This window comes from Bacillus cereus group sp. BfR-BA-01441, assembly GCF_022663075.1.
Classification (GTDB): Bacteria; Bacillota; Bacilli; order Bacillales; family Bacillaceae_G; genus Bacillus_A; species Bacillus_A cereus.
This window is the reverse complement of the sequence record NZ_JAKUEU010000037.1, coordinates 39,251-48,919: the sequence shown is the minus strand read 5'-3', so window position 1 is coordinate 48,919 and position 9,669 is coordinate 39,251. Positions and strand designations below refer to the sequence as shown.

Here is a 9,669-nt window from a genome sequence, read left to right as displayed (position 1 = left end):
AATGAATAATGCAGTTGATCAGTCCAATGCAGGTATGCAAAAAATGATTCAAGGTGTTAACCAAGCGAATTCAGGTTTGCAAGGAATGAACAATGCAGTTGACCAGGCCAATAAAGGCATGCAACAAATGCTAAATGCCACAAATAAAATGCAAAAAGGATTAGAAAAGACGATTAGTGGTGTAGACGTATCCGTTAAAGAAATTAATAGTATATTTGACGCACCTAAGAAAGCGCCACAGTCAGATTTAAAAACAATTCATTTGGATTTTGATTTCTCTAATATCGTACCTACAAGTTCACCAGAAGAAAAATTACGTCAGCAACAGCGTGATGAAGCAATGTCTAATATACTTGCTTTTATGCCAGTTACAGGTAACTTCGTCTCTCTTGCTGAATTACTTTCAGGTAAAAATTTAAATAGTGATGCTGATTTACAAGCGTCTGATTATGCATTAAATATGCTAGCCGTACTCGGTGGTGGAGAAATTAAAGCTGGTGCAGCTTTTTTAGGTTCAATAAGTAAAGTTACCAAGAGACAGAAATTTACCAACACGAAGATAGATTTATCTTGGTTAGATAAGTTTGGTGATAAATATGCAGCACATGAAGTGACAGGTACTGTTAAAGTGGCTGGGCAAACTAAAGATATTAGTAGAAGGGTTTACCGTATGAAAAATATAGATTGGGATTACGTCGCTCCACCATCCGTTAATAAAAGCGGAAAGTCGAATCTTCAATTAGCTTTAGATGGCGGGGTACCTTTTACAAAAGATAATCACAAAATTGAGTTACATCATTTAACGCAAAAAGAACCTGGAGCAATGGTTGAAATACCAGCTAATAAACATGATGAATTCACTAAAGCATTGCATGGTTTAGTAGAATCAGGAGAAAGCTTTAGAAACGACAAAGAGCTATATAAACAGTATAATAATTTTAGAAATAACTATTGGAAAATGAGAGCAAAAGAACATTTAGAAGGGAAATAAATAGATGAATGACAAGATTATTTCAATCATTTCCACATATGAAAAAGATGACGATTTTATGGGAGGGGTAAATGAAGATACAATTCGAGAAGCAGCTCAAATGCTAAACATTAATTTCCCAAACAGTTATCATTGGTTTTTAAAACAGTATGGTAGCGGCGGACTGGATGGTATGGATATCCATGGTTGTGAGACAACAGCTGAGGATTCTTCCGTTGTTTACCACACCAAGTTATATAGAGAAACATATAACCTTCCTGAACAATACATTGTTTTAAATGATATCGATGGTACTGTGACATGTTTAGATACCAATCAAATGAAAGATGGCGAGTGCCCTGTTGTCTTTTGGAGTCGTTTTTCAAAGGAACTGTATGCCATTACTTATGAAAACTTCAGCGAATATCTATTAGATTCTTTACAAGAATCTGTAGATAATTTGTATGATGAGGATTAATTGATTATAGAATACTGAGAATCATATTTTATGTAATAATATATATTTATAGGTTTCATATGATTTTATTGTTTTGATTTACAAAGAAAAAGCCGATTATCTCTAAACTTAGAGGAAACGGCTTTTTTTCTATGAAAATTTGCTTAGCGTACGCTAAGGAATTATTCGGTGTCTTTTTTTAATATATCAATTAATAAAATGAGCTATATAAATAATTTGTTATACTTCCGTGTACCCTAGCTGATATAATGTATAAGGCAATTATTGGTTAATGAATAGCGTACATATATTAGGGAGGTACATAAGTCATGGAGTTAATAGTTTCTTCATTTGTATTAGTGGTAGTATTCTTTATTCTTTCGATAGTTTTAAGTGGTAAAGGTCAGCGAATAGCAAAAGAAGTTTTAAAAGAGCTTATTAATGGTCCTGAGGGGAAAATGTTGGTAGGTTTTTTTGGAACTTTAGCAGTTATAGGAGTAATTTTTGTCATTTGGCTTTTATTGAACTAAGCATTCCGGTTACTCAGGCTGATACAAGGTGCAAGAAAATTACTGGATAATTAAAGGTACATATATATTAGGAGGTACATAAGCCATGTTAGAGGTAGTTTCGTCATTGTGCTTACTAATTCTCTATTCCATTGTTTATCTCTTTTCAAGTGGAGAAACTAAGCAAATAGCAAAAAAAAATTTAAAAGAAATTCTTAATAGTCCTGATGGAATAATAATATTAGTCTTTGCTGCGGCACTTTTAATCGGGGGGATATATTTATTATCATTATGATTTCAGATATCTTAGCTTAAAACGTATAAGAAAATTAATAGCGTGCATTAGGGAGGTACATAAGTAATGATAGATATAATATTCTCATTCTTCTTAGTGGTTACTTATTTCATTATTTATCTCTTTTCAAGTGGAGAAAAGAAACAACAAGCAAAAGAAAATCTAAAAGAAGTTATTACAGGTGCGGATGGTAAACTCCTATTAGTTACTGTTATGGGAATTCTAATCATGGTAATCTGGTTATATTTTTATGGTTTAGGTTTATGAATATAAACTAAAATTATATCCAAGTATACGAGATAATGGTTCACCTGGGAAGTATGCGTATTATGGTGGAGAATAGGACACTGGTGGTCTTTTTGGAGAAGCTAAATGTGTTATGAAACTGATGAATCGGATAATAGGTAGTATATAAAGGTCTTATCTTTTTATAGGAAGATAAGGCTTTTTTATGCATAAAGAAAAGACACCCTAAGGTGCCTTCCTCCGACTTGAACCATCTTAATTTTAATAATATGTATTGGACGCCAATCCAAATATTATCTTACCATGTTTAGTTGCTTCATACATTGAGAAATGTTGATCAAATCTATATTGTATTATAGATATCTACGTTTGAATTCCTCAGTGAATTTAATAAAATCATCAATTAGTTTATTACAATGTGCATCTAAATCTTCAATTTTCTTTCTTTCATGAGTGAATATTTCGTCCCCTTGTATAATGTCATTATTAAAGTCTATTGAAAGTTCGATATACTCTTTTGATACATCAGCAAATCCGTCTGCTCTATATGGTTGATGTTGATACTGTTGATATGATTGAAAATGTTGTGTCGGTAAACTATAAGGATGAAGATATAGATCTGGTGGTGGATCTGGTTGTGGAATATGCCACCACCACGACGGTACTTCAGGTATCCAAGGTTTAGGTATGGTGATTAACATAGGACTCGATCTATAAAAATATCCATTCAAGTTCGTTCTTCCTAACATAAATTTGATATTTATTTGATGTATTATATCTATTTGGAAACATTATGGATATTTGTCCTTTTAGAATTGGGGGAACATCTAAAAGGGGTAGCACGCACATTTTAACTTTTTTATACGCTAAGGGATTCTCAAAACTCAATAACACGATTTGAATTAAGTTTTTGATTTAAGGATGAGTTTTGAGACACTATTTAGGCTCTTTTCAGCACCTTTTACATTGGAACGCACTTGTCTCAAATACATACGTTTTTGAGATCAGATGATTCTCTTAGAGTAGTAAAATCAACGTTTTTTCATGTTGAATTTTGCTTAGCGTATATTTTCGTTAAAATGTTGGTGATACGCCATATAGAACGGTTAAAAATTTGAATTATACTATGCCAAGACCGATTCCTTTCGATGATATAAATGATTCTATGTTTAAAAAAGAAATTGCAGCAGGATATAATGAGGGACCTTTCCATTACTCAGCTGATCATCTCTTTAAACCAAAACGAATCGTAACTCGAGCAGAGCTTGCTCAAACTTTCAAAAACGCCTTTTGGTTAAGCAAGAAATTTGATCACCAATTTGATGATATGCAAGGACACTGGGCAAATGAAGCTGTACAAATATTATATAGTAACGCTTTTACTAGTGTTGTAGGGAATAATAATTTTAATCCAAACGGTACAGTAACGCGTGAACAATTAGCAGCATTTTCATATAGAGCTATTCCAATATCAAACAGAACCCTACGAGATAATGCCAAGTAAAAAACGATTAAAAGACTGACTCTTCTGAGTCGTTTTTTTATTTGCAGGAATTAAAAAAATGCTATGGAATACTCTCACTAGGAGGTGTTGTGACGTTATGACGGACGAAATTGTTTATTCTGCGAGTGAAGTATACAAGCGATTAGGAATTTTCGATAGCACCCTTAGAAAGTACATGGAAGTATTACAACGAGAGAAATTCATCGTAAAGAAAGATAACCGTAGCAGACGCCAATACACAGACAATGACATTATGGTGATCGAGAAATTAATTGAACTGAGTAAGCATGACGGTATGACGCTAGAAAAGGCAGCGAAGATGATTGCGCAGCAAATAGAGAAAGTTAATCCGGATCTAATTAAAGAAGAGATTGAGGAAACGGACTTAGTGCCATTCCACATTAAACAACAATTACAGGAACAGTACAGCGTTATGGCGCAAGAAATGAATCAGAGTATGTTAGCAATGGAGAGACGATTAAGCGAGCAGGCAAAGCAATGAGGAAAGCAAAGCGAGCGTAGAAGCGCATAATGAACGAGTGAAAAAACGATTGGAAGCGCGAGATGATACGCTTCGTGAGATGCAGGAAACGAAGAGAATAATGCAGGAATTTCGAGATGAGGTTGCTGCAGCGAAAGAGAAGAAAAAACGTGGTGGAAGTTCTGGTAATAAAATATATAAGTAAGTAGAAAAGTAAGAAAGGAATGCTTTTCTACTTACTTATAATTCCTAAGGTCCTCTCACCAAGTTACCAGTAGCTTGTCAGAGTTTTAGCGAATATATATATGTAATTCAACTAAAGAAAATAGAATAAAAAAGCCACCGGCAAATGTTAAAAATATTAAGGAAAAAATTAAATTTGAAATTAATAATATCTTTATGCATTTCTCTTTACGTAAGGACCTAATTGAAAAAGTAACACCGATAGTTAGTGGAGTGATAAACGCAAAAAATATATAAGTAAGATCACGAATAGTATCTTCTGTGGAAAATCTTCCAGGGACGGGATAAATAAGTTCATACATATAAGCATTATAAATATATAAAGCTATGCAAAATATAATATTTGCGCCAATTGCGATACATGAATTTTTTAACACTTTCATCTGTCTACTCCTTTAAGTAAGTCATTCCTGATATTACAACAAATAAAAAAAATTTACATCTTAATATTATGTCGAATACAAATAAAAAAAGGTTCCTTCGAGATATATGCAATTTGGGATTATAGATTTTATTGTAGTTCTATTATCAAATTCCGTTATAAAAAAAGCCGTGGTGGAAGTTCTGGTGAGAACAAGTAGGTTCCCTTGTGGGAGTAGGGTTCCTCTTTGTCTTTGCTACGGATAATGATGCGCTTTGTTAAACCCAATTTAAATAAAACATTAGGAGGAATGTACTTATGTCTAACGAAGTTTTGCCTTTCACAGTAAGACTAGCTGCTCCAGAAGATTTTTCGGATATATCAAATATAAACAAGCAAGTTCAACAGTTGCATATAGAGGGAAGGCCAGATATTTACTCTGATACTTCAGCTTCTTTGGATCACAATGCATACGAAAAGTGGCTTAATAATAAAACCATAGAGATATTTGTAGTAGAGGACAATAATAAAGCGATTCTTGCTTACATAATTTTAGATATTAAAGAACCATCCGAAAATCCAAAGTTAGTTGAGCGAAAAGTACTCTTTATCCGCAATATTGGTGTAAGCGAAATATGTCAAGGAACAGGAATAGGAAAAATATTAGTACAAAAAACATTTGAGTATGCTAAAGAAATACAAGCAACAAGTGTAGAATTAAATGTTTTAGAATTTAACAAAAAAGCTATACAATTCTATGAAAAACTTGGATTTAAAACACAGAGTCGGCAATTGGAATTTGTATTACATGATGTTTAAAAATATTTCCTATACTGATAATCGTGTAAATGAGCTAGTGGAGAAACCATTGGAAGTACGGGATGAGACGCTTATGAAAAACACTACGTGAGATGCAGGAATATCGGGATGACGTTGCTGCGGCGAAAGAGAAGAGAAAGCCGTGGTGGAAGATCTGGTAATGAAAAATCTCTAAGTAAGTAGAAAAGTAAGAAAGGCACGCTTTTCTACTTACTAATATTTTTTATAGAAGTAATTTTGAAGAAAAAAAGAAAAGTTTTTATATTTATTATTTTATATATTAATATAGTTAGTTTATCAAATTAAAATAAAGAAAGGAGCGCTTATTTTGTCTAAAGTTTTAGGACTTTTTAAGAAAGTAATACTTGGTGTAAATACTCAATATCTTGTGAAATCATATTTTATTTCAATTTCTATAACTGCTTTGTTTATTTACATGGAAGTAACGAGGTATAGTGGTGCGGATGTTAATGTTATTGCGGAAGTATCTAGTAGGACTACTCCATCAATCGGTGCAATTTTATATTGTTTATTAGCTTGTGTTTTATTCCCTTTTGCAACGATTGTATGGGATGATCTTATTACTACTATAACGAGTGGCAATATTCTTATTCTGCCATTACCTTTTATGTTAATTTGGAAAATATTCAAAGTGCTTGTTTTATATGGATTTGGTCCATTCGTTGCGCCTATTGGCATGATTTATATTTATTTTGGCAATGGCTACCATAGAAGATAAATAAGAGTGGATTCCTTATGAGAGGAGTGATCCGCTTTTTTCTTACTATCAATAATGTTGTGTTATGTTAACTTTATATGAATATCCTATACATCTAAAGTTACAAAAAATTGAACTTATTAATGATACAATTAGGATAATGGGGGAATATTATGGGATATTTTAATCAGTTTTATGTAATACTGTATTTTATAAGCGGCATTGCTGTATTCTCATTCTTCAATTCTGATTCACCAAAAACTAAGGATAAAAATCTAACATTCATAATGGTCAGCTTAGGGGCAAATCTATGCACAATTCCAGTAGCTTTATTTATAGGTGTGATGGCAACAGACTCTCCATATAGTACTGTACTTGATTTTTGGGGAGGATTTCTCTTTATTCAGGGAATACCGCTCCTTCTCCTACTTGTAGCTTTAATATGGTGGTTTATCCAAAAGGTAAAAGGAAAAATCGGCACATAGAATTTTAAAATGTCTTCCGCTAACGATGGCGGTTTTAATAAGAGAGAACAGAAAAAGAAGTATCCTTAATGAAAAACAGGGATACTTTTTTTTCTTTATTTATTTTCTAATGTCTCATAGAGACGTATATACATGTCTTTATATGCTTTAGAATGTCGGTTTGACTAGTTGAGAATTTACATAATGTTCAACTAGCATGTCAATGATGTTTTATCCATACCTTCTTGTTCCTGTATAAATGGTTTAAGAGGTAGCACGCACATTTTAACTTTTTTATACGCTAAGGGATTCTCAAAACTCAATAACACGATTTGAATTGAGTTTTTGATTTAAAGATGAGTTTTGAGACACTATTTAGGCTCTTTTCAGCATCTTTTACATTGGAACGCACTTGTCTCAAATACATACGTTTTTGAGATTAGATGATTCTCTTAGAGTAGTAAAATCAACGTTTTTTCATGTTGAATTTTACTTAGCGTATATTTTTGTTAAAATGTTGGTGAAGTAAATGTGCTAAGAGTTGCTGTAGAAACTGTACAGTCTGGGAATTAAAACGTTGATTGAGTCCTTCCTTCTGGACTCATAGAAATACCTGTGTTAGCTTCTAATCGACTACATAGTTGTGTCAATGAAGTATTTGCTATGTTTTCACTTAACCAAATACAAAGAGCTACTAAATCTTGTGCAAGATATTTACTTTTTCGTTTCACAAATCCTATCTTTCTAGCTGATTGCTCCAAAACATGTGGTGACATATATCGTTGCAACTCTTCAGAAAACAATTTTAGTTTATCAGAAGTCGATAATTCCATATCAAAACGCCATCCTTTCTGTATATTTCTACAAAAGAGTAGCATTTTTTAATTATATGGATACAATTTTTTTTAGTTTGATGGTGATAACGTAGGACTTCTACTACAAAAGTAGTAGGTTTTTATTTGAAGTTCATCCTTATGATTGATTTGTCTTGTTGTTTCTTTTGATAAAATAGTAATTAGATATATTGAACTTACAGGTGTATTACAATGATTACACTAGTCGAATTCGCCATATAAAACCTCAAAGTGGGTTCAAGAAACAGGTCCCAATAGAGAGAAGGCCATGAAGGGGATAGTCATTGAATATCCATTTTATTTCAAAACAGATATTGAATACAAATGATAAAGGCTATATAAAGGTTAATTGGGAGGATTAATATGAAAGTTTTCGATTTATCTAAAACGGTTATTAATCAATCAAAGAATGATCTTATTTATAAAACAGAAGATGAAAAGTATTGGGTGTATGAAGTTATTTTTCGATCAAAGGAAGGTATACCACCTCATAGTCATCCGTTTGGAGAAGACTGTGCCGTTGTATTGTCAGGTCATTTAGACTATTACGTTTCTAATAAGAAAACAATACGGGCATCTAAAGGAGAAATTGTATTTGGATGGAAAAATCATATTCATGGTTACATAAATAACGAAATTGAACCATTACACCTATTAATTCTCGTTACGCCGAACAAAATCGGATTAGAGTATTTACCCGATGATGATCCGAAAATCATTCATGTATCTGAAGAAAAACGACTAATAAAGCAGCTCGAATATCGAGTAGCAAGTTCTCCATTTTCTTCTTTTGAAAAAATAATAGTAGATGGAACATATTCTGAAGCATGCAGTGGGAAAGAAATTGTAGCTTTTATTCATTGTGAAGATAAAAAAGTATACATATTTGAGAATGAGTATACCGAGATAACTACCACAAATCCTACAGTGTTTATCAAGTATAGTGCTAAAATTTAAGCATAGACATCTCCACATCAACATCAACTTAAAAATTTAATAGTGTCCCCAGAACGAAACTTTGTGTTACTTTATAACAAAAAAATTGTACATTTTCATTTGAAGATGTCAATTTTCTCGTTTTGAGGTATTTGCTTTTCTTAGTTTGATGGGCATGTGGCGGCACCCCTATATACAGAATTCACTAGTAAGATATACTCTTGTTAGAAATGCGACAAGAGTGGGAGTGAGGCTATATCATACCTTACATGATCTCTGGTGTACTTAATGAACATCCACGTGTCGCCATGGCTTACCGTGATAGCGTCGATCGTGACAAATTCGTAGATTTTTATGACAAGGTAACATTACCCGAAGTCACTCTGGCTCCAGCATCGAAATAGGTTAGATTGCTAAAGGTACCTCTATTGTTTCTCGTAGACGAAGCATACACTTCTCAAACATGCCCTTGTTGCCAAAGAAGAAAGAAAGTGCGGACACGTAACTACGTTTGTGTGTGCGGCTACGAAGAACACTGGGACATTCACGGTGCCCGCAACATTTTGGCAAAAGAACTGTACGGAAAGATGTGTCATATCCCGGAAGAAACGAAGAGAAAGTATTTGTGGATTGCGTAAGCAAAAAGTAGTAGACGGTGTGTTCCCACCCTTCTGCATGTGCAGAAGTTGCTTAGTCAAATGAAGAAAAGGAGTCCCTGCATAGGTGCAGAGAGGAGATGGAAAATCCGCTTCTCATGGGACCTTGTCTTTGTTGATGCTAAGAAATCCCCACTTCAAGCGGAAGCGAGTAAG

Annotated in this window: 13 protein-coding genes and 4 pseudogenes; 14 read left to right on the top strand and 3 right to left on the bottom strand. The window is 33.3% G+C overall.

The genetic code is table 11. The features are described 5' to 3' along the window. From MR107_RS16765 to MR107_RS16745, 5 genes are all read left to right on the top strand, one after another. On the top strand, positions 1-991 hold a 991-nt coding region (locus MR107_RS16765; protein ID WP_242292553.1), incomplete at its 5' end, for an HNH/ENDO VII family nuclease. 4 nt (positions 992-995) lie between these two features. Next, entirely contained in the window at positions 996-1,448 is a 453-nt protein-coding gene (locus tag MR107_RS16760; protein WP_080478551.1) for an SMI1/KNR4 family protein, read from the top strand. Between the two features lie 308 nt (positions 1,449-1,756). After that, a complete protein-coding gene (locus MR107_RS16755; RefSeq protein ID WP_000420484.1) occupies positions 1,757-1,957 on the top strand; it encodes a hypothetical protein in 201 nt (66 codons plus the stop codon). A gap of 85 nt (positions 1,958-2,042) precedes the next feature. Beyond that, the gene (locus MR107_RS16750; protein WP_242292552.1) at positions 2,043-2,231 is read left to right on the top strand and encodes a hypothetical protein; all 189 of its coding nucleotides are present in this window, start codon (positions 2,043-2,045) and stop codon (positions 2,229-2,231) included. A gap of 66 nt (positions 2,232-2,297) precedes the next feature. Next, positions 2,298-2,498 carry a hypothetical protein gene (locus MR107_RS16745; protein WP_000565399.1) on the top strand — a complete coding sequence of 67 codons (201 nt, stop codon included), beginning with the start codon at positions 2,298-2,300 and terminating at the stop codon, positions 2,496-2,498. A 332-nt stretch (positions 2,499-2,830) separates the two neighbouring features. On the opposite strand, the gene MR107_RS16740 is transcribed toward MR107_RS16745, so the two are convergent. Further along, on the bottom strand, positions 2,831-3,178 hold the full coding sequence (locus tag MR107_RS16740) for a hypothetical protein (protein ID WP_242292551.1): 348 nt from the start codon (positions 3,176-3,178) through the stop codon (positions 2,831-2,833). Positions 3,179-3,591: 413 nt separating this feature from the next. On the opposite strand from MR107_RS16740, the gene MR107_RS16735 reads away from it, so the two are divergent. Further along, positions 3,592-3,981 (top strand): S-layer homology domain-containing protein, encoded by a 390-nt coding sequence (locus tag MR107_RS16735; RefSeq protein WP_242292550.1) that lies wholly within the window; start codon positions 3,592-3,594, stop codon positions 3,979-3,981. Positions 3,982-4,078: 97 nt separating this feature from the next. Continuing rightward, positions 4,079-4,651: pseudogene (locus MR107_RS16730) on the top strand (MerR family transcriptional regulator). A gap of 101 nt (positions 4,652-4,752) precedes the next feature. Here MR107_RS16730 and MR107_RS16725 read toward each other — a convergent pair. Then, positions 4,753-5,088 carry a hypothetical protein gene (locus tag MR107_RS16725; protein ID WP_242292549.1) on the bottom strand — a complete coding sequence of 112 codons (336 nt, stop codon included), beginning with the start codon at positions 5,086-5,088 and terminating at the stop codon, positions 4,753-4,755. 296 nt (positions 5,089-5,384) lie between these two features. Here MR107_RS16725 and MR107_RS16720 point away from each other — a divergent pair, with 296 nt between their 5' ends. From MR107_RS16720 to MR107_RS16705, 4 genes and pseudogenes are all read left to right on the top strand, one after another. Then, the gene (locus MR107_RS16720; RefSeq protein ID WP_242292548.1) at positions 5,385-5,885 is read left to right on the top strand and encodes a GNAT family N-acetyltransferase; all 501 of its coding nucleotides are present in this window, start codon (positions 5,385-5,387) and stop codon (positions 5,883-5,885) included. Between the two features lie 28 nt (positions 5,886-5,913). Beyond that, a pseudogene (locus tag MR107_RS16715) lies at positions 5,914-6,046 on the top strand (DUF3967 domain-containing protein); the annotation flags it as partial. Between the two features lie 167 nt (positions 6,047-6,213). Beyond that, complete coding sequence (locus MR107_RS16710; RefSeq protein ID WP_065705108.1) at positions 6,214-6,624, top strand: hypothetical protein; 411 nt, start codon at positions 6,214-6,216, stop codon at positions 6,622-6,624. A 152-nt stretch (positions 6,625-6,776) separates the two neighbouring features. Further along, on the top strand, positions 6,777-7,088 hold the full coding sequence (locus MR107_RS16705; protein WP_242292547.1) for a hypothetical protein: 312 nt from the start codon (positions 6,777-6,779) through the stop codon (positions 7,086-7,088). Positions 7,089-7,584: 496 nt separating this feature from the next. Here MR107_RS16705 and MR107_RS16700 read toward each other — a convergent pair. After that, positions 7,585-7,900, bottom strand: a pseudogene (locus MR107_RS16700) (IS4 family transposase); the annotation flags it as partial. A gap of 384 nt (positions 7,901-8,284) precedes the next feature. Here MR107_RS16700 and MR107_RS16695 point away from each other — a divergent pair. From MR107_RS16695 to MR107_RS16685, 3 genes and pseudogenes are all read left to right on the top strand, one after another. Next, the gene (locus MR107_RS16695; RefSeq protein ID WP_242292546.1) at positions 8,285-8,878 is read left to right on the top strand and encodes a cupin domain-containing protein; all 594 of its coding nucleotides are present in this window, start codon (positions 8,285-8,287) and stop codon (positions 8,876-8,878) included. 200 nt (positions 8,879-9,078) lie between these two features. Beyond that, positions 9,079-9,261 (top strand): annotated as a pseudogene (locus MR107_RS16690) (nucleoid-structuring protein H-NS); the annotation flags it as partial. 6 nt (positions 9,262-9,267) lie between these two features. Further along, positions 9,268-9,495, top strand: a complete 228-nt coding sequence (locus tag MR107_RS16685; RefSeq protein ID WP_098088251.1) for a zinc ribbon domain-containing protein — start codon at positions 9,268-9,270, stop codon at positions 9,493-9,495. Positions 9,496-9,669: the final 174 nt, after the last annotated feature.